An 18,400-nucleotide genomic window follows, 5' to 3' on the forward strand; every position below is an offset into this window, starting at 1 on the left:
ACAGAGCCTAGCGCCTGTTCACTGCTGGTGGCGCAACATATCCACGACCAGTGCATGCAGCGCCGGGTCACCGCAAGCCACTACGCAGCCACCATTCTGCGCGCTGCTGCCGTCCCACGCGGTGATCACCCCACCCGCCCCTTCGATGATCGGCATCAGCGCCTGGACGTCATACGGCTGCAGGCTGGCCTCGACGATCACGTCGACAAACCCGCTGGCCAGCATGCAATAGGCATAGCAATCGCCGCCGTAGCGCATCAGCCGCGCCTTGCCGGCAACCGCCTCGAACGCCGCCTTGCGTTCAGCGGTATCGAACATGTCCGGGGTGGTGCACATCAGCGTGGCCGAAGCCAGGTCGCCGCAGGCGCGGGTTTTCAACGGCGTACCGTTGCGCCAGGCGCCTTCCGGTGTGCCGACAAACCGTTCACCAGTGAATGGCTGGTTCATCACCCCTACCACCGGCTGCGCGCCGTCGTTGAGGGCGATCAGCGTGCCCCACAGCGGCAGGCCGGTGATAAAGGCGCGGGTACCGTCGATCGGGTCGAGCACCCAGGTCAGCGGGCTGCTGCCGACAGCCACCCCGGCTTCCTCGCCGAGAATGCCGTGCTCGGGGTAACGGGCCTGGATCAGCGCGCGCATGGCGTCTTCGGCCGCCTTGTCGGCCACGGTCACCGGGTCGTACAGGCGCCCGCCCTTGTCCTCGACATCCAGGCTGGCGCGAAAGTAGGGCTTGATCGCTTCAGCAGCAGCATCGGCCAACTGCTCGGCAAAGGCGCGGTACTCGCCGATCTGTTCAGCACTCAGGGACATGGGACGGGCCTCGTGACAAAGATGGGGCACGCATCATACCTGACACATCGCCCCGCTGTACGTGGCAGCGGTCTAGACTGAACATGACCAGATCACCGGGGGGGCTGCCACACGTGGAGGTGTGCGATGAGCCAGTTCAAGCGTCTGTTCGTCATGCTCGGCCCGCAGATGCGTCACACGCCGGCGCTGCAACGCGCGGCGGCGTTGGCGGAATCCAACGGTGCCTTGCTGGATATCAATGTGTTCGTCGACGATGTCGACACCTTCGGCTTGATGAGCGATAGCCGCGAACGCGAACGGCTGCTCAGCGACAACCGCCAATGGCTGGCGGACGAAGCCGAACAACTGGTCAACGCCGGCCTGGACGTGTCCACCGAGCTGCTGCTGACCCGTGACCCGCTGGGCAGTGTGCTGGAACGGGTCGAACGCCTGGGGTGCGACCTGCTGATCAAGGACGTGCAGCACGAACCGGTGCTCAAGCGCCTGCTGGTGACGCCACTGGACTGGCAGCTGCTCAAGGACAGCCCGATCGCCGTGCACCTGGTCAGCGATATCCGCCTGCCCCTGCCCCGGCAGATCGCTGCCGCTGTGGACCTGAACAGCCATGGCGCTGGCGAGCATCTGGACGAACAGGTGATCCACTGCGCCCATGCCCTGGCCCTGCAGTGCAACGCCGAGCTGCACCTGCTGCATGTATGCGACGCAGCGAAGACCCACATTGCCGACTTCGGTGCCGGAACGGTCACCATGCCCGGCTTCGATGGCAACCTGCGGGCTGCGCAGCGAGCGGCGTTCAACCGCCTGGGCGACCACCATCAGATTCCGTTGGAGCGTCGGCACTTCCTGGAAGGCCCTGCAATCAAGGCCATTGCCCAGTTCGTCGGTCATAGCCGGGCCGACGTGATCGTGATGGGCAGCCACCGGCATGACGCCCTGCAGACCTTCCTGGGCGGGACCACGGCGCATGTACTGGAGCACCCGCTGTGCAATGTATTGGCAATCAAGGCGGTCCGCTGAGTGCTGGTTAGCTGATCCGGGCTATTCGCGGACACGCCCGCTCCCACAGCTCATCGAAATTGCCAGAACCCGAGACGCACCTGTGGGAGCGGGCGTGCCCGCGAAGGCGCCCAGCACCGATTGGCCTGCCCGGTATCTGGCACAGCAGTGCCACATAAAAATAATGCATCTGATAATGATTCGTAGTAGTTTTGCGCCGCTTTCGCCCCTTTCCTTCAGCGCCCTACTCCAGGATCGTCCCGTCGATGCGCCGTACGTTCGTTTCGCTTTGTGTGCTTCATGCCGTCTCCCCGTTGGCCTTTGCCGAGCCCGAGCCGCTCGGCGCCCCCGCCCAGATCGAACTGCAGGCCCTGAGCATTACCGGCAATGCCGACAGCGAGCGTGCCGATGGCCCCGTCGACGGCTACAAGGCCAGCCGTTCGGCCAGCGCCACCCGCACCGACACCGCGCTGCATGAAACCCCGCAATCGGTCAGCGTGGTGCCCAAGGACGTGCTGCAAGACACTGGCGCCACCCGCCTGCAGGACGGCCTGGACTATGCCGGTGGTGTCGGGCGCGCCAACAACTTCGGCGGCCAGGGCCTGACCACCTTCACCGTGCGCGGCTTCACCACCGGTGAGTTCTACCGCAACGGCTTCCCGATCAACCGTGGCTACCCCAACGCCCCGGACGCCAACACGGTCGAACGCCTGGAGGTGATCCGTGGCCCGGCCAGCAGCCTGTATGGCCGAGGTGACCCCGGTGGTACCTTCAACGTGGTCAGCAAGCAGCCTTTGCCCGAGTCGAAGGTCACCCTGGGCAGCCAGTTCGATGACCAGGGCATGCACCGCGCCACCCTGGACGCTAGCGGGCCGCTGAACCAGGACGGCTCGCTGGCCTACCGCCTCAACCTGCTGGGCGAAGGCGGCGACAGCTTCCGTGACGATGTGGAAAGTGAGCGCTATGACGTGGCGCCGGTCGTCAGCTGGCAGGTCAATGACAGCACCAAGGTCGTCTTCGAGGGCGACTTCATGCGCAACAACCACCCCCTCGACAGGGGCCTGACCCGCTATCCCACCCAAACTGGCAGCGCGTCGCGGGACACCTACATCTGGGAAAAAGGCAGCGACAACCTGCTGCACAACGACAACAACATGACCCAACTGCGCTTCGAGCACCTGCTCAACGAAGACTGGACGCTGGGTGGTGGCTTCCAGTACCTCGATGGCTCGCTCAAGGGTAATGCTGTCGAGGGCACGAAATTACAGGCAGATGGCCGTACGCTTGATCGCAACTTCAACTACCGCAAGCTGGAGTGGACCGACCGCGACTGGCAGTTGAACCTGACCGGGCATTTCGATACCGGTACGCTCAGCCATACCCTGCTGACCGGCATCGAGTACGAAAACTACCACTACAGTTCGATTATCCGTCGTTCCTCCGCGCCCTACCCGATCGACATCTACGACCCGGTTCTGGGCCAACCGCGGCCGGCGCTGAATGCGACGCCAACGACCTGGGACAATGAAAAGCTGCAGACCTGGGCTTTCTTCATCCAGGACCAGGTGGCGCTGACCGAACGTCTGAAGGCGTTGGCCGGTGTGCGCTTCGAGCGCTTCGAGCACGACTACGACGACCGCCGTGCCGCCAACCGCGACTTCCAGAAGGGTGAGAACGGCGTCACGCCACGCTTCGGCCTGATCTACGACCTGACCGACACTGTGGCGGTCTATGCCAATACCGCGCGCTCGTTCAAGCCCAACACTGGCACGCCCGCCGGCAACGGTAGCAGTGGCTTCGACCCAGAGAAAGGCAAGTCCTACGAGCTGGGTGTGAAATGGGAAGCACTCGATCGTCAGCTGAGCGTCGACGCGGCGATCTACCACATCGTCAAGGAAAACGTACTGGCCAACGACCCGAACGACGCCACCGGTACCTACAAGATCGCGGCCGGCGAAGTTCGTAGCCGTGGCCTGGATATCAATGTCGCCGGCAACCTCACCCCCGAATGGCGCGTGATCGGTGGCTATGCCTACGTGGACGCCGAAGTGACCAAGGACACGAGCCTGCCCAAGGGCACCCACCTGGCCAACATCCCGCGCAACAGCTTCAGCCTGCTGAACACCTACGAGTTCCAGGATGGCCTGGCCAAGGGGCTGGGGTTGGGCGTTGGCGTGAAGTACGTGGATGACCGGGCCGGGCAAACGGCGGCCAGTACCTACAGCATGGAAAGCTACAGCGTGGTGGACCTGTTGAGCTTCTATCAGGTCAACGAACATGTGCGGCTGAACCTGGACGTGAAGAACCTGTTCAACAAAGGTTATGACGAGGGAGCGTTCAACAGCTACGTCTACCCAGGCGCGCCACGGACGGTTCAGGCTGGCGTTTCCTATACCTTCTGAATCGCCGGGGCTGCCTTGCAGCCCATCGCGACACAAGGCCGCTCCTACAGAATGAACGCGTCTGTAGGAGCGGCCTTGTGTCGCGATGGGCCGCAAAGCGGCCCCCGGCCTCAGAAGCCTTTGCTGTAGAACAGCGAGTACGATTCGATGCCGTCGTTAGGCTGCTTGAGCCCCGCGTTGGAATAATGCATCGCGCGGATCCCCACCTTCTGCTCCCCCGGCAATTTCAGGCCAAAGCCGATGCGGTCCTCGAAGTTGAGCGCCGACCCCAGGCGCTGGTCGCCCACGTCGGTCTTGGAGAACGCCGCCAGGCCAATGCCGGCCTCAATGTAGGGGGTGTAACGGAAACCGCTGAATTCATAGGTGAACACCGGGCTGACCGAAAGCGAATGGGCGCCACTGGCCTCACCGCCTTCCCAATAGGTGTAGGCCGCATCCCAGTATCCGCTGAGGTAGCCGGAGCTGCTTTCCAGCCATTTCTTGTCCCAGTCGAACGACAGGCCGATACGGTAGGTCATGTCGCCTTGGCCAGTTGCGCCAACGGCACCGGACACCTGCGCTGCCTGGGCCATGTTGGCCGCGGCAAAGGCCAGCACTGCGGCAGCCAGCGAAGCTGCGAAACGGGTTTTCATCAATGACTTCTCCTGATGGTCGATACGGCAAGCGGGGGCTCGAGCCCCTCGATTTATGGTGACCGGACCATCCAGCCCGGTCACACCAAGTAATACTTTTCTGATTATTGTCCAGATAATCAGAAAGTTGGAAGTGAATTGCCACTATTGGCTAATCCCTTCGACTTGCATCGACCTTCCGGTTACCGCTACTCAGTCATATTCCGCTTCGTCATGCTCGCCGAGCAAACGCCGTTGTCGGGGCGTGGCCGCCTCCAGCACCTGCGGGTTGAAGCGCCAGTCCAGATAAGGAGAAAACTTCTGCGCCACCATGCGCCGGCCATAGTGCACTTGCAGCATGTCACGCACACGTGTCTGGCTGTTGTTGGCCCCGCCGCGGTGCCAGACATCGCTGCGAAATACCAGCGCATCGCCTGCCTGGCACAGCAGCGGTACTGCCTGGCGGCCCTGCCACTGGTCCTCACCAGGCTGCGGAGGCCGCCCAGCACGATGGCTAGCGGGCACGATCCAGGTCGGCCCGATGTCCTGGTCAATGTCGCTGAGGTACAACTGCGCCGTCAGGATCTGCGCAGGTTGGACGAAGTCGCCGCGTTCGCTGAGCCAGTCGGGCAGCTGCATGGGCAGGTGGTCCAGATGCAGGGCCATGCCGGGGTAGCCGGGGTGGCTACGCCAGGCGGTCTGGCCGATTACATGGCAGTCGGCGCCCAGCGCCGCTTCGGCCAGGGCAATCAGCGCAGGCAGGTCGAGAAAGGGTAGCCACAGCGGGTTGCGGTTGAACACGCACTTGTAATGTTCCAGCAGCCCCTGATAGTCCCAGTGGATGGGTTGCAGGTCGTCGATGGCGCAGCGCAACAAGGCGATGCGCAAGGGCTCGAGCACAGCGGGGAGCAGCACGTAGCCCTGCTCGTCCAAGCTTTGCAACTGCAGGTCCAGGCTCATGATGACACGCCTTGTGCAGGCAGGAGTACAACTGTACTCCTGCCGTATTTTCCATCAATGCCAGTTCAGATTCACGGTCGCAGGCGACTTGCCGTTGACGGTGACCATTTGTTGCACCGTTTCGCCCTGAGCATTGCCAGTGACTTTGTACTTGCCCGGCGGCAACTGCACGTACAGCAGCGGCCCGGCATCCGAGATGCTGAGCACGGGCTGACCCTGGGCATTCTGGATATCCACGCTGGCACCGCTTTGGAACTTGCCTTCCGGGCCGGTCGAGAGTTCGACGTGGAGGTCATAGCCCGGGGTCTTGCGCAGGGCATTGGCCTCGTCCTGGCCGATGCCCCCTTGCAGGTAGCGCACGCCGTTCTGCTCCTGGGGCTGCAGCTGCACAGCCTGCATGTCGATCCGGGCATTCAGGTCGGCGGCAGCCGCCAGGGTCCAGGGCAGCGCCAGGGCGACCAGCAGTGCGGCACCGAGGGCATAGTGATGATTACGCATGGTACGACCCTCCGTTCGAGGATGGCTTACCTATTATCTGATCGTTCTGGCGAAACAGTGTTCGTACAGACGCGTGGTCGCCTGGATGAAATTCGCTTTAACAAACAAGTTTTTTGAGCAGAAACATCAGCTTGCGCGGCCTTCTTCGAGTAATTTCACGAACATGCTCAAGCTGCGTGACACCGTGCCCCGTCGCCAAACCAGCCAGGTTTTCAGGTAGCGGAAATCCTCCGACATTGGCCAGGCGCTGACGGTGCTGCAACCAGGCATGTTGTCGAGCATGCTGCGCGGCATCATGGCCAGCCCGGCGCCGGCGCTGACACAGGCCAGCATGCCGTGGTACGACTCCATTTCGTGGATCTTGCCCGGTACCGCCTGGTCCTGCACGAACCAGTTCTCGAAGTGGTGGCGGTACGAACAGTTGGCGCGGAAAGCGTAGATGTTTTCGCCGTTGACGTCCTGGGCGCGGTGCACCGGGGCATGGTTGAGTGGCGCAATGACCATCATTTCTTCCTCGAATACCGGCATACCCTCCAGCGTCGGGTGCAGTACCGGCCCGTCGACGAACGCCGCCACCAGGCGCCCGGACAGCACGCCCTCGAGCATGGTCCCGGATGGCCCGGTGGACAGGTCCAGGTCGACCTTGGGGTAGCGCTGGTTGTACGCCGCCAGCAAGGCCGGGATGCGCACTGCCGCCGTGCTTTCCAGCGAGCCCAGGGCGAAGGTGCCTTGCGGATCCTCGCCGGCCACCGTCAGGCGCGCCTCGTGAACCAGGTCGAGGATACGCCGGGTGTATTCGAGAAAGTTCCAGCCTGCCGGTGACAGGCGCAGGCGGCTCTTTTCCCGAATGAACAGTTCCACGCCAAGGTCTTCCTCCAGCTGCTTGATGCGTGTAGTCAGGTTCGACGGTACCCGATGGATGTGCTGCGCGGCGGCGCTGATACTGCCCTGCTCGGCGACCGCCTTGAAGATTTCCAGTTGCACCAGGTCCACAGTCTTTCTCCAAACGTGAATGTTTCGCTCATTATTATTCAGTTTTCATTAAAGCCCTAGCCCATTAGTCTGACGTCTCGGATCAATGACAACGAGAGTGTCCCGCCATGAGCGCGATCAGCAGCCTGACCCACGCCATCTCCCTCGACCCGTACAGCGGCGAGCAGATCGGCGCCTACCCGTTCGACAGCGACGCCGCAGTGGAAGCGGCGCTGCAACGTGCCAAGGTTGGCTTCGGCCAGTGGCGCCAGGTGTCGCTGGGTCAGCGCAGCGAGTACTTGCTGGCCCTGGCCAGCACCCTCGAAGGCAAGGCCGAAGCCTTCGCGCAGATGATCAGCCGCGAAATCGGCAAACCGATCGCCCAGGCCCGTGGCGAGGTCAGCAAATGTGTCGGCCTGTGCCGCTGGTACGCCGAGCACGGCCCGGCAATGCTCGCTGCCGAGCCGACCCAGGTGGAAAAGGCCCGCATCGAATACCGCCCGCTGGGCCCGATCCTGGCGGTGATGCCGTGGAACTTCCCGGTATGGCAGGTACTGCGCGGCGCCGTGCCGGCGATCCTGGCCGGCAATACCTACGTGCTCAAGCATGCCCCGAACGTGATGGGCAGCGCTTACCTGCTGGGTGAGCTGTTCAAGGATGCCGGCCTGCCAGAAGGCGTGTTCGAGGTACTGAACGTGACCCCGGACGGTGTCACCCGTGCCATCAACGACCCGCGCATTGCCGCCGTCACCCTCACCGGCAGCGTGCGGGCCGGCATGGCCATTGGTGCGCAGGCTGGCGCGGCGCTGAAGAAGTGCGTACTGGAACTGGGCGGCTCCGACCCGTTCATCGTGCTGGCCGACGCCGACCTGGATGCTGCCGTGAAGGCGGCGGTGATCGGCCGCTACCAGAACACCGGCCAGGTCTGTGCAGCGGCCAAGCGCCTGATCGTCGAAGCCAGCGTCGTGGAGGAATTCACCCGCAGGTTCGTCGACGCCACGCGTGAGCTGAAGGTGGGCAACCCGCTGGAAGACGATACCTACATCGGCCCGATGGCCCGTTACGACCTGCGTGACGAGCTGGATGGCCAGGTCCAGGCGAGCATCGCCGAAGGCGCTACCCTGCTGCTGGGCGGGCACAAGGTCGAAGGTGTGGCCAACTTCTACGCGCCGACCGTGCTGGCCAACGTCACCCCGGACATGACGGCGTTCCGCCAGGAGCTGTTCGGGCCGGTAGCGGCGATCATCAGCGCCCGCGATGCGGACCACGCGGTGGAGCTGGCCAACGACAGCGACTTCGGCCTGGCTTCGACCATCTACACCGCCGACTACGCGTTGGCCGAGCGCATGACTGCAGCCCTGGATACCGGTGGCGTGTTCATCAACGGCTACTGCGCTTCCGACCCCCGCGTGGCGTTCGGCGGGGTGAAGAAGAGCGGTTTCGGGCGCGAGCTGTCGCACTTTGGCGTGCGTGAGTTCACCAATGCGCAGACGGTTTGGCTGGATCGTAACTGATCGGTGCCTTGGGGCTGCTTTGCATCCCATCGCGACGCAAGGCCACTCCTACCGATCCGCCCCCCGCGTGGTTCGAGCAGGTTCGGGTAGGAGCGGCCTTGCGTCGCGATGGGCCGCTAAGCGGCCCCGAATATCTCAATCCCGAACCTGGTCCTTGACCCAGTCCAGCATTCCCCCCGGCACGATCAGTTCATGCCGCGCCCGCGAACAGGCGGTGTACAACCCGGCCAACATCCGCGCACGCTCGTTGCGGTTACCGGCCACCTGCGGCGCCACCATCAGCTCCGGCGATACCATCACCCGGGCAAATTCCATGTTCTTCACATCCCGCACCCGCCCCAGGAACAGCTTGGGCGCCTTGTCCCAGCGGTAACGGCTCTTGGCCCTGGCGAAGTGCTCCGGCGTGTAGCCCTTGCGCAGCATGTTGGCCACGGCAACGAAGGCCTTGTCATCGCCCTTGTCCTGCTCCAGTGCCTGCCAACTGGCATAACGGAACAGCATCGGGTGGCGTGGCCGGGTGCCATGGCGATACAGCTCGATGCAGTCCTCGACGAACAGCTCGAAGTCCTTGCGCGCGCTTTTCAGCAGCACGAACGGCACGCCCTGGTGCGTCAGGCGCTGGAACCAGCCGAACAAGCCCCATTCGTCGTCGACGATCAGCGCGGTGGGCTGTTCGGGAACGCTGACGGCATCGAAGAAGCTGACCCGGGTGTAATGCTCGGCGCTGCCGCTGAAAGCCCCCTGGATCGCCGCCGGGTGGGCCTGGATCAATGGGTTGAGCACGTTGTCCATGGCCGGCCCGGCGCGCAGTGAGCGGTCGATGCAGCGCTGGCGAATGAAGCTGCCGTGGTGCGGGCTGAGGCCGTTGAGGTTCTGCAGCTCGTCACCCAGGGCAATGATCGACTGCGGGCTGCGGTCGAGCACGGCGAGCATCGGCGCCGACAGCTCGTGGGCCTCGTCGACGATGACATGGGTGTAGCGGCTGTCGATCACATCCGCAGTCAGCGACAGCAACTTGACCCGGTGATAGTCGCGTACCGGCAACTGGATTTCCCGGGCTGACGGGCGAATCAGTTCCTGCCAGTACAACCGTGCCTTTTCCAGCAGCACCTCCTGGTCCAGCGGCGTAGTCCCCGGCCCGGCCCACGGCAGATGGTGCAGTTGCAGCTGGCTATCGGCGCTGTGGCAGAAGCTCCGCACGGCACGAATGCACAAGGCCACCACCTCACGGGCAGCAAGCGGGCCGATGTCGGGGATGCCCAGCCAGCGGACCACCTGCGCATCCTGCGGGCGCCACGACAGTTTGGTGCGATACGGGTCACGCAGGCGCCAACCGTTGCTGGTGAGGTCGCGGTTGAGCAGCTCGTCGGCCAATTGGCCGAAGGTCAGCGCCGTGTAGGCGGCGGCGTCCTTGACGCGCGCCTGCAAGGCTCGCAACTGGCCTTCGGTCAATGCCAGCAATAGCGTACGCTGGGGGTCGAGCAGGCGGGCGAACTGATGAATCAGGAAGGTCTTGCCGGTGCCGGCGAAGCCCTGCACGGCCACCGATTCGTCGACCCCACTGAGAAACTCGCGCAACAGCCGGTTCTGCTGGTCGCTGAGCATCAGGTCGCTGGCCAGCGACGGCAGGTACACCGGGTGCAATGGCGTTGCGCGCTGGCGATAGCTGGCGGCGAACTGGAAGTTCCACTGGCCTTCGGCGTCCAGCAGCTCGTCGGCCTGGTACGGCACCTCGCCGGACAACAGTGCGATCCCGTTCTCGCCGAGCATGCCCAGGCCCATCGCGAAGGCTTCACGGTCGAAGTGCTGCGCCACCTGGCCCTGGAAACGCCCGGGTGCGGCGCTCTCGACCTCGTTGGCGATGCGCACGATTTCAGCGAAACGGCGTTCCTGCGCGTCCGCCGAGGCCGTGGCGGGCTGGCGCGGCAGGTTTTGCACGAACAGCACTGTAGCGGCTTCCAGCAGGCTGGCGGTACTGAAGAACTCGGTAGCAGGCGCGCTGGCGAGGCGGTCGGCCTGGTCGCTGGGCAAAGGCAGGTAGAACATCGGCACCTCGGGTGGAAACAGGGCGGCACGATAGCAATTTTTGTGCTGCGATGCTGGGTTCAGTAGCGCCTGGGGCCAGCCCTTGCGCGGGCAACCCCGCCGCCACAGGGTCACCACGGGTTTGGGAGCGGGTTTACCCGCCAAAGGGCCAGCAGCTATTCGCAATACTCAACCCCTGCCCCGCTTCAATGTCTCGCTGGGAAACTCCTTGAACAACTGGCGGTAACTCTCTGAAAACCTTCCCAAATGCCAGAACGACCAGCGCATCGCCACCTCGGCCACCGTCACCCCGCCGTTGCGCAACAGGTCGCGCCGCGCACCGTTGAGCCGACGCAGACGCAACCAGTGCGCCGGCGACATGCCGGTAAACGCCTTGAATGCCTGCTGCAGCTGGCGCAGGGAAACCCCGGCAACCGCCGCCAGTTCCACAAGGTTCAGAGTCTCCTCCGGGCAGTCGGCCGCCCACTCACTGACCCGGCGCATGATCGCCCGTTCCTCGTCGCGCCGCCCCAGGGCCACGCCCTGCAAGCGTTGGCAGGCATTGTCGAGGATGAACAGGCAGTCATCCAGCAGCTGCTCCGCCAGGGCCTGCCCCTGCAATGGGCAATCGGCCTCGCCCAGGCGGGTCAGCGTGGCACTCAGCCAACTGCCGAACAGCGCATTCTGGCCGCTGCCCAACGGCACCATGAACAACCCTTCGAGGCGCTGCGGGTCCAGGCCATGACCGGCCAGGAACGCCTGGTCGAACACCACCGCCACTTCCTCGTAGTTCTCCGGCGTGATCCAGATGTTGCGGCTCTGTTCGTTCAGCAGGTACAGGCTGTTCTCGCTGCGGTCGAAGCAGAACGCCAGCGCACCGCTCGGCGCCCGGAAGAATTGCTCCACCCGGGTGTTCAAGCGCTCCTCGTACACTTGCACCCCCTCCAACCCCAGGCAACGCAGCTCACCGCTGAAATGCCCGGGCGACATCTGCCGATACTGCTGCTGCCAGGCAGGGGTGGCACGCACCTGCTCGGTGACGTCAGTGGTATGAAAGGCCTGGACTTGCAAGGCATTGGCGGTCGTCACGCGCGGTCCTAGTTGCACTCTTATGGTGCATTCGTTGCCGGAGAAAGTGGATAGATCGGCCACAGGGGCTGCGACCAAGATAGTCTCCAGTGCGTCAACTGGGAAGCGCAACGCCTTCGAAACCCGTAACGGGTTTCAACGCAAACCCGCTCCCCCACCGAAACCCAACCAAGAGGTCTGTATGAACGCCCCCTTCGATCAGCTGTCCACCTGGCTGAAAGAACACCGCATCACCGAAGTCGAATGCGTGATCAGCGACCTGACCGGCATCGCCCGCGGCAAGATCGCACCCACCGCCAAGTTTCTTCACGAGCGCGGCATGCGCCTGCCCGAGAGCGTGCTGCTGCAGACGGTCACCGGCGACTACGTTGACGATGACATCTATTACAACCTGCTCGACGCCGCCGACATCGACATGGTCTGCCGCCCTGACCCGACTGCCGTCTACCAGATCCCGTGGGCCATCGAGCCGACCGCGATCGTGATTCACGACACCTTCGACAAGCAAGGCAACCCCATCGAACTGTCGCCGCGCAACGTACTGAAGAAGGTGCTCAAGCTGTATGCCGACCATGGCTGGCAGCCGATCGTGGCACCCGAGATGGAGTTCTACCTGACTCAGCGCTGCGAAGACCCGGACCTGCCGCTGCAGGTACCCCTGGGGCGCTCCGGCCGGGCCGAAAGCGGCCGCCAGTCGTTCTCCATCGATGCCGCCAACGAATTCGACCCACTGTTCGAAGATGTCTACGACTGGTGCGAGATCCAGGGCCTGGACCTGGATACGCTGATTCACGAAGACGGCCCGGCGCAGATGGAGATCAACTTCCGTCACGGCGACGCGCTGGACCTGGCCGACCAGATCACGGTGTTCAAGCGCACCATGCGCGAGGCGGCGCTCAAGCACAATGTCGCTGCCACGTTCATGGCCAAACCGATCACCGACGAACCGGGCAGCGCCATGCACCTGCACCAGAGCGTGGTCGACATCGCCACCGGCAAGCCGATCTTCGCCAATGATGATGGCAGCATGAGCCAGCTGTTCCTGTACCACATCGGTGGCCTGCAGAAGTACATCCCCAAGCTGCTGCCGATGTTCGCCCCCAACGTCAACTCGTTCCGCCGCTTCCTGCCGGACACCTCGGCACCGGTGAACGTCGAATGGGGTGAAGAAAACCGCACCGCCGGCCTGCGCGTGCCCACCTCCAGCCCCGAGTCGATGCGCGTGGAAAACCGCCTGCCCGGCGCCGATGCCAACCCGTACCTGGCCATCGCTGCCAGCTTGCTGTGCGGCTACCTGGGCATGGTCGAGCGCATCGAACCCAGCGCCCCAGTGCAGGGCCGCGCCTACGAACGGCGCAACCTGCGCCTGCCGATCACCATCGAAGACGCCTTGCAGCACATGGAGGACTGCGAAACCGTGCAGCAGTACCTGGGCAAGCAGTTCGTCCAGGGCTATGTGGCGGTCAAGCGTGCCGAGCACGAGAACTACAAACGGGTGATCAGCTCGTGGGAGCGTGAATTCCTCATGCTCAGCGTCTGAACCGGCCCCTGGCCGCACCTATGCGGCTTGTTGTAGGAGCGGCCTTGCGTCGCGATGGGCTGCAAAGCAGCCCCAAGGCCTCAGCACATGAGGCATAGATTGTTGGGGCTGCTGCGCAGCCCATCGCGACGCAAGGCCGCTCCTACACACGGCAACACTCCAGCGAACTCGAAAAACAAGACCAACGAGGTGTCCCCATGCGTCATCTGCAAACCCTGATCCCCGCCGCCTTCACCCTGCTGTTCGCCAGTACCAGCCACGCCACCCCCTCGGTCAGCGTGTACAACTGGACCGACTACATCGGCGACACCACCTTGGCCGATTTCCAGGCCAGCAGCGGAATCAAGGTGATATATGACGTGTTCGACTCCAACGAAACCCTCGAAGGCAAGCTGCTGGCCGGGCGCACGGGTTATGACGTGGTGGTACCCTCCAACCACTTCCTCGCGCGCCAGGCCCAGGCCGGTGCCTTCCTGCCGCTGGACCGCAGCAAGCTGCCCAACTGGCGGCACCTGGACCCCAAGTTGCTCAAGCAGCTTGAGCAGAACGACCCCGGCAACCGCTATGCCGTGCCCTACCTGTGGGGCACCAACGGCATCGGCTATAACGTCGACAAGGTCAAGGCGGCCCTCGGCGTCGATCATATCGACTCGTGGGCGGTGCTGTTCGAGCCCGAAAACCTGAAGAAGCTCAAGCAGTGCGGGGTGGCGTTCATGGACTCGCCCGACGAACTGTTCCCCGCCGTGCTCAACTACCTGGGCATGAACCCGCGCAGCGAGCAGCCGGCCGACTACGCCAAGGCCGAAGCCCGGCTGCTCGAACTGCGCCCCTACATCACCTACTTCCACTCCTCCAAGTACGTTGCCGACCTGGCCAATGGTGATGTCTGCGTGGCCTTCGGTTATTCCGGCGATGTGTTCCAGGCCGCCAACCGCGCCGTGGAGGCGAACAACGGCGTAAAGGTCGCCTATAGCATCCCCAAGGAAGGCAGCAACCTCTGGTTCGACCTGCTGGCCATCCCCAAGGACGCCAACAACCCTGAACAGGCCCTGGCGTTCATCAACTACCTGCTCGACCCCAAGGTGATCGCCAAGGTCAGTGCCACTGTCGGCTACGCCAACGCCAACCCTGATGCCCAGGCCTACATGGACGCCTCGCTGGTCAACAACCCCGAGGTCTACCCACCCCAGGCAGTGCTGGACAAGCTGTATATCTCCAGTACCCCGAGCCCAAAGATCATGCGCGTCATGACCCGCTCCTGGAGCAAGATCAAGTCCAACCGCTGAGCCGAGAATACCCATGTCTTTCACGACCCAACACGCCGCCTCGTACTACGCCGCCACGGCACGCGATGCGGCGCCCTACCCCAGCCTGGACGGCGAGCTGACGGCCGACGTGTGCGTGGTTGGCGGCGGGCTGACCGGCGTCAACACCGCCCTGGAGCTGGCCGAGCGCGGCCTGTCGGTGGTACTGCTGGAAGCCCGGCGCATCGGCTGGGGCGCCAGCGGGCGCAACGGCGGCCAGCTGATCCGCGGCATCGGCCATGATGTCAGCGGCTTTGCCCGTCATGTCGGCCAGGACGGCGTGCGTTATCTCAAGCAGGCCGGCATCGATTCGGTAGCACTGGTGGCCAGCCGCATCGCGCAGTACGGCATTGCCTGCGACCTGCGCTGGGGCTTCTGCGAACTGGCCAATACGCCCGCCCAGTTCACTGCATTCGAGGATGAGCTGTACGACCTGGCTGCCCTCGGCTACCGCCCTGAAACCCGCCTGGTCGGCGCCAACCAGCTGCACGAGATCGTCGCCAGCGACCAGTACGCCGGTGGCCTGGTAGACATGGGCTCGGGCCACCTGCACCCGCTCGACCTGGTCCAGGGCGAAGCACGTGCCGCCCACGGCCTGGGCGTGCGCATCTTCGAGCAGAGCCCGGTGCTGCGCATCGAGCACGGCGCCCAGGTCGTCCTGCATGCGCCGCGTGGCAAGGTGCGCGCGAGCAGCCTGGTGCTGGGCTGCAACGCCCACCTCGACGAGCTGGAACCGCGCCTGAGCGGCAAGGTGCTACCTGCCGGCAGCTACGTGGTGGCCACCGAGCCTTTGCCCGAGGCGCTGGCCAGCCGCCTGATCCCGCAGAACATGGCGCTGTGCGACCAGAAAGTCGGCCTGGACTACTACCGCCTCACGGCGGACCGGCGCCTGCTGTTCGGCGGTGCCTGCCATTATTCCGGTCGCGACCCCAAGGACATCGCTGCCTACATGCGGCCCAAGGTACTCAAGGTGTTCCCGCAATTGGCCAACGTGCAGATCGACTACCAGTGGGGCGGCATGATCGGCATCACCGCCAACCGTTTTCCCCAGGTCGGCCGCCTCAGCCAGCAGCGCAACGTGTACTACGCCCAGGGCTATTCCGGGCATGGGCTGAACGTGACGCACTGGACCGCCAGGCTGCTCGCCGAAAGCATTGCGCTCGGCCACAGCCGCGGGCTGGATGTATTCAGTGCGGTGCCGCACCTGACCTTCCCTGGCGGCAAGGCACTGCGCTCGCCGCTACTGGCGCTGGGGATGTTGTGGTACCGCTTGCGCGAGGCGCTGGGCTGAACAGCCGCGACAGCGGGGCCATTTTTCATGGCGATTGAACTCAGCCACTGGCCATCTGTCGCGCACCTGCTAGCGTTGTTCTGGCCGACTCCACATGGATGCATGTTGATCATGAAATCACTGCCTCGCATTACCCTGTTGTGCGCCGCATTGCTCGCCGTTGCTGCCTGCTCCAGCAACCGCGTGGACCCCAAGGACTACTCCGGCTTCCTCAAGGACTACAGCCGGCTGGCAGAAGCCAAGAGCCCCTCGGGTGACCCGGTGATGCGCTGGATCGACCCCAAGGTCAACGTCAACCAGTACAGCCAGGTCTACATCGAGCCCAGCCAGTTCTACCCCAAGCCACAGCCGACAGAGGTCATCTCGGCGCAGACGCTGCAGGAAATCACCCGCTACTTCAATGAGGCCCTGCGCCGTGAAATGGGCAGCGTCGTGCCCCTGGCCAAGGGCCCCGGCCCGGGGGTAATGGTGGTGCGCCCGGCCATCACTGCAGTGTCCACCAGCAACGAAGGCCTCAAGCCTTACGAGATCATTCCCATCGCGTTGATCTCGGCCGGCGTGAACACCGCCATGGGCGGCCGCGACCAGGAGGTGGATGTTGGCGTCGAGGCGGCCTTCCTCGATGGTGCCAGCCAGAAGGTGCTGGCCCAGGTGGTGCGCAAGGGAACAGGACAGGAACTGGAAAACAAGACCACCAAGCTGACCCTGAACGATGTCAAGCCGGTGCTGGATGGCTGGGCCAAGGACATGCGCGCGAGCTTCCTGGCAGCGAAACAAAAAGCCCGCCAATAACCACCCGTTGCAGGGGCCTTGTGTCGCGAAAGGGCCGCAAAGCGGCCCCGGGATTTCAATGCAGATAGATGAGACGGGGCTGCTTTGCAGCCCTTTCGCGACACAAGGCCGCTCCTACAAAAGCGCGGTAGGCGATGAGGTTACTCAACACTCCACGAACGCAACAGCCAAACCGCCGCGCGAGGTTTCCTTGTAGTTGGCGTGCATGTCCGCCCCGGTATCGCGCATGGTGCGGATGACCCGGTCGAGCGAGATGAAATGCTCGCCATCCCCGCGCAAGGCCATCTGCACGGCGTTGATCGCTTTCACGGCGGCGATCGCGTTGCGCTCGATGCAGGGCACCTGCACCAGCCCACCCACCGGGTCGCAGGTCAGGCCAAGGTTGTGCTCCAGGGCAATTTCGGCGGCGTTTTCCAGTTGCGGCGGCGTCGCGCCAAGTACCTGGGCCAGACCGGCAGCGGCCATCGAACAGGCCGAGCCCACTTCGCCCTGGCAGCCCACCTCTGCCCCGGAAATCGACGCGTTCTTCTTGCACAGGATACCGACTGCCGCTGCGCCCAGCAGGAAGTCCACCACATCCGCGTCGCAGGCGCCGGGGTTGAACTTCATGTAGTAGTGCAATACCGCCGGGATGATGCCGGCCGCGCCATTGGTCGGCGCGGTCACCATGCGCCCGCCGGCGGCGTTCTCTTCGTTCACCGCCAGGGCGAACAGGTTGACCCATTCCATGGCACTGAGGGTGGAACCGATCACGTTGGGTTTGCCCAGCTCCTGCAGGCTGCGATGCAACCGTGCCGCGCGCCGCTTGACCTGCAGCCCGCCGGGCAGGATGCCTTCGTTGCGCAGGCCGTTGTCGACGCATTCACGCATGGCCGCCCAGATCCGCAGCAGGCCCTCGCGGACTTCGGCCTCCGGGCGCCAGGCGCACTCGTTGGCCATCATCAATTGCGCCACGCTCAAACCATGGGTTTTGCACAAGGCCAGCAACTGCGCAGCGCTATCGAACTCGTACGGCAGCTGCACCGCGTTCGCTGCGCCTGGTGGCGCATCGATATCGGCTTGCTCGACGATAAAGCCACCACCCACCGAATAGTAGGTCTGGCGCAACAGGCTGGCCTGCCCGTCCAGGGCTTCCAGGCTCATGGCGTTGGGGTGGTAAGGCAGGTTTTCGTCGAGCAGTAGCAGGTCTCGGCTGTACTCGAACGGCAGCGAGTGGCTGCCATCGAGCATCAGGCATTGCGCCTGCATGACCTGGGCGATACGCGCCTCGATGGTGGCCGGGTCGATACGGTCGGGCCACTGTCCCATCAGGCCGAGCAGGCAGGCGCGGTCGGTGGCGTGGCCAACGCCGGTGGCCGACAACGAGCCATACAGGCGCACCTCGACACGCCTTACCCGGCCCAGCAGCCCTTGCTCACGCAGGGCCTGGGCAAAGGTCGCTGCTGCCCGCATCGGGCCGACGGTATGGGAGCTGGACGGGCCGATGCCGATTTTGAAAAGGTCGAAAACACTGATAGCCATGCTAATGCCTGAGCGTACCCGGCCATGTAGCCGCGGCACGGTAATCGGAAAAAATTGAGCGGTATTGCGAAGTTG

Annotated in this window: 15 protein-coding genes; 7 read left to right on the forward strand and 8 right to left on the reverse strand. The window is 63.9% G+C overall.

Going from position 1 to position 18,400, the window contains the following annotated elements; genetic code table 11:
• Positions 1 to 18 precede the first annotated feature (18 nt).
• On the reverse strand, positions 19 to 810 hold the full coding sequence (gene hisN / locus JKP78_RS02030) for a histidinol-phosphatase (protein ID WP_186686001.1): 792 nt from the start codon (positions 808 to 810) through the stop codon (positions 19 to 21).
• Between the two features lie 126 nt (positions 811 to 936).
• On the opposite strand from hisN, the gene JKP78_RS02035 reads away from it, so the two are divergent.
• A complete protein-coding gene (locus JKP78_RS02035; protein ID WP_186686004.1) occupies positions 937 to 1,827 on the forward strand; it encodes a universal stress protein in 891 nt (296 codons plus the stop codon).
• Positions 1,828 to 2,072: 245 nt separating this feature from the next.
• Entirely contained in the window at positions 2,073 to 4,208 is a 2,136-nt protein-coding gene (locus tag JKP78_RS02040; RefSeq protein WP_200625961.1) for a TonB-dependent siderophore receptor, read from the forward strand.
• Between the two features lie 110 nt (positions 4,209 to 4,318).
• Here the strand turns inward: JKP78_RS02040 and JKP78_RS02045 are convergent, their stop codons facing one another.
• From JKP78_RS02045 to ptrR, 4 genes are all read right to left on the reverse strand, one after another.
• Positions 4,319 to 4,780: an acyloxyacyl hydrolase gene (locus JKP78_RS02045; RefSeq protein ID WP_420831056.1), complete on the reverse strand. Its 462-nt coding sequence runs from the start codon at positions 4,778 to 4,780 to the stop codon at positions 4,319 to 4,321.
• A 252-nt stretch (positions 4,781 to 5,032) separates the two neighbouring features.
• Positions 5,033 to 5,779 carry a phytanoyl-CoA dioxygenase family protein gene (locus tag JKP78_RS02050; RefSeq protein WP_186686015.1) on the reverse strand — a complete coding sequence of 249 codons (747 nt, stop codon included), beginning with the start codon at positions 5,777 to 5,779 and terminating at the stop codon, positions 5,033 to 5,035.
• A 54-nt stretch (positions 5,780 to 5,833) separates the two neighbouring features.
• A complete protein-coding gene (locus tag JKP78_RS02055) occupies positions 5,834 to 6,277 on the reverse strand; it encodes a carboxypeptidase regulatory-like domain-containing protein (protein ID WP_186686018.1) in 444 nt (147 codons plus the stop codon).
• A gap of 126 nt (positions 6,278 to 6,403) precedes the next feature.
• Complete coding sequence (gene ptrR / locus JKP78_RS02060; RefSeq protein WP_186686021.1) at positions 6,404 to 7,270, reverse strand: putrescine utilization regulator PtrR; 867 nt, start codon at positions 7,268 to 7,270, stop codon at positions 6,404 to 6,406.
• Positions 7,271 to 7,377: 107 nt separating this feature from the next.
• Here ptrR and JKP78_RS02065 point away from each other — a divergent pair, with 107 nt between their 5' ends.
• Positions 7,378 to 8,763, forward strand: a complete 1,386-nt coding sequence (locus tag JKP78_RS02065) for an aldehyde dehydrogenase family protein (RefSeq protein ID WP_186686024.1) — start codon at positions 7,378 to 7,380, stop codon at positions 8,761 to 8,763.
• Positions 8,764 to 8,898: 135 nt separating this feature from the next.
• Here the strand turns inward: JKP78_RS02065 and JKP78_RS02070 are convergent, their stop codons facing one another.
• Together JKP78_RS02070 and JKP78_RS02075 are read right to left on the reverse strand one after the other, a co-directional pair.
• Positions 8,899 to 10,809, reverse strand: coding sequence for an AAA family ATPase (locus JKP78_RS02070; RefSeq protein ID WP_200625962.1), 1,911 nt, complete (start codon positions 10,807 to 10,809; stop codon positions 8,899 to 8,901).
• Between the two features lie 168 nt (positions 10,810 to 10,977).
• On the reverse strand, positions 10,978 to 11,877 hold the full coding sequence (locus tag JKP78_RS02075; RefSeq protein ID WP_170029994.1) for a helix-turn-helix domain-containing protein: 900 nt from the start codon (positions 11,875 to 11,877) through the stop codon (positions 10,978 to 10,980).
• Positions 11,878 to 12,058: 181 nt separating this feature from the next.
• Between JKP78_RS02075 and JKP78_RS02080 the strand changes: the two genes are divergently transcribed.
• The 4 genes from JKP78_RS02080 to JKP78_RS02095 all read left to right on the forward strand — a co-directional run bounded on the left by JKP78_RS02080 (position 12,059) and on the right by JKP78_RS02095 (position 16,804).
• Positions 12,059 to 13,417, forward strand: a complete 1,359-nt coding sequence (locus JKP78_RS02080; protein WP_186686028.1) for a glutamine synthetase family protein — start codon at positions 12,059 to 12,061, stop codon at positions 13,415 to 13,417.
• 197 nt (positions 13,418 to 13,614) lie between these two features.
• Positions 13,615 to 14,703 carry a polyamine ABC transporter substrate-binding protein gene (locus tag JKP78_RS02085; RefSeq protein WP_186690304.1) on the forward strand — a complete coding sequence of 363 codons (1,089 nt, stop codon included), beginning with the start codon at positions 13,615 to 13,617 and terminating at the stop codon, positions 14,701 to 14,703.
• A gap of 13 nt (positions 14,704 to 14,716) precedes the next feature.
• On the forward strand, positions 14,717 to 16,012 hold the full coding sequence (locus tag JKP78_RS02090) for an NAD(P)/FAD-dependent oxidoreductase (RefSeq protein ID WP_200625963.1): 1,296 nt from the start codon (positions 14,717 to 14,719) through the stop codon (positions 16,010 to 16,012).
• A gap of 111 nt (positions 16,013 to 16,123) precedes the next feature.
• Positions 16,124 to 16,804, forward strand: coding sequence for a DUF3313 domain-containing protein (locus tag JKP78_RS02095; protein WP_170030002.1), 681 nt, complete (start codon positions 16,124 to 16,126; stop codon positions 16,802 to 16,804).
• 144 nt (positions 16,805 to 16,948) lie between these two features.
• On the opposite strand, the gene JKP78_RS02100 is transcribed toward JKP78_RS02095, so the two are convergent.
• Positions 16,949 to 18,325, reverse strand: a complete 1,377-nt coding sequence (locus JKP78_RS02100) for an L-serine ammonia-lyase (protein ID WP_186690308.1) — start codon at positions 18,323 to 18,325, stop codon at positions 16,949 to 16,951.
• Positions 18,326 to 18,400 lie beyond the last annotated feature (75 nt).

This window comes from Pseudomonas sp. LAM2023 (assembly GCF_016620375.1).
Lineage (GTDB): Bacteria > Pseudomonadota > Gammaproteobacteria > Pseudomonadales > Pseudomonadaceae > Aquipseudomonas > Aquipseudomonas anuradhapurensis.

Coding starts and splice junctions, on each gene's coding strand:
- hisN (WP_186686001.1), bottom strand. CDS start 810: ATGTCCCTGAGTGCTGAACAGATCGGCGAGTACCGCGCCTTTGCCGAG.
- JKP78_RS02035 (WP_186686004.1), top strand. CDS start 937: ATGAGCCAGTTCAAGCGTCTGTTCGTCATGCTCGGCCCGCAGATGCGT.
- JKP78_RS02040 (WP_200625961.1), top strand. CDS start 2,073: ATGCGCCGTACGTTCGTTTCGCTTTGTGTGCTTCATGCCGTCTCCCCG.
- JKP78_RS02045 (WP_420831056.1), bottom strand. CDS start 4,780: ATGGCCCAGGCAGCGCAGGTGTCCGGTGCCGTTGGCGCAACTGGCCAA.
- JKP78_RS02050 (WP_186686015.1), bottom strand. CDS start 5,779: ATGAGCCTGGACCTGCAGTTGCAAAGCTTGGACGAGCAGGGCTACGTG.
- JKP78_RS02055 (WP_186686018.1), bottom strand. CDS start 6,277: ATGCGTAATCATCACTATGCCCTCGGTGCCGCACTGCTGGTCGCCCTG.
- JKP78_RS02065 (WP_186686024.1), top strand. CDS start 7,378: ATGAGCGCGATCAGCAGCCTGACCCACGCCATCTCCCTCGACCCGTAC.
- JKP78_RS02070 (WP_200625962.1), bottom strand. CDS start 10,809: ATGTTCTACCTGCCTTTGCCCAGCGACCAGGCCGACCGCCTCGCCAGC.
- JKP78_RS02080 (WP_186686028.1), top strand. CDS start 12,059: ATGAACGCCCCCTTCGATCAGCTGTCCACCTGGCTGAAAGAACACCGC.
- JKP78_RS02085 (WP_186690304.1), top strand. CDS start 13,615: ATGCGTCATCTGCAAACCCTGATCCCCGCCGCCTTCACCCTGCTGTTC.
- JKP78_RS02090 (WP_200625963.1), top strand. CDS start 14,717: ATGTCTTTCACGACCCAACACGCCGCCTCGTACTACGCCGCCACGGCA.
- JKP78_RS02095 (WP_170030002.1), top strand. CDS start 16,124: ATGAAATCACTGCCTCGCATTACCCTGTTGTGCGCCGCATTGCTCGCC.
- JKP78_RS02100 (WP_186690308.1), bottom strand. CDS start 18,325: ATGGCTATCAGTGTTTTCGACCTTTTCAAAATCGGCATCGGCCCGTCC.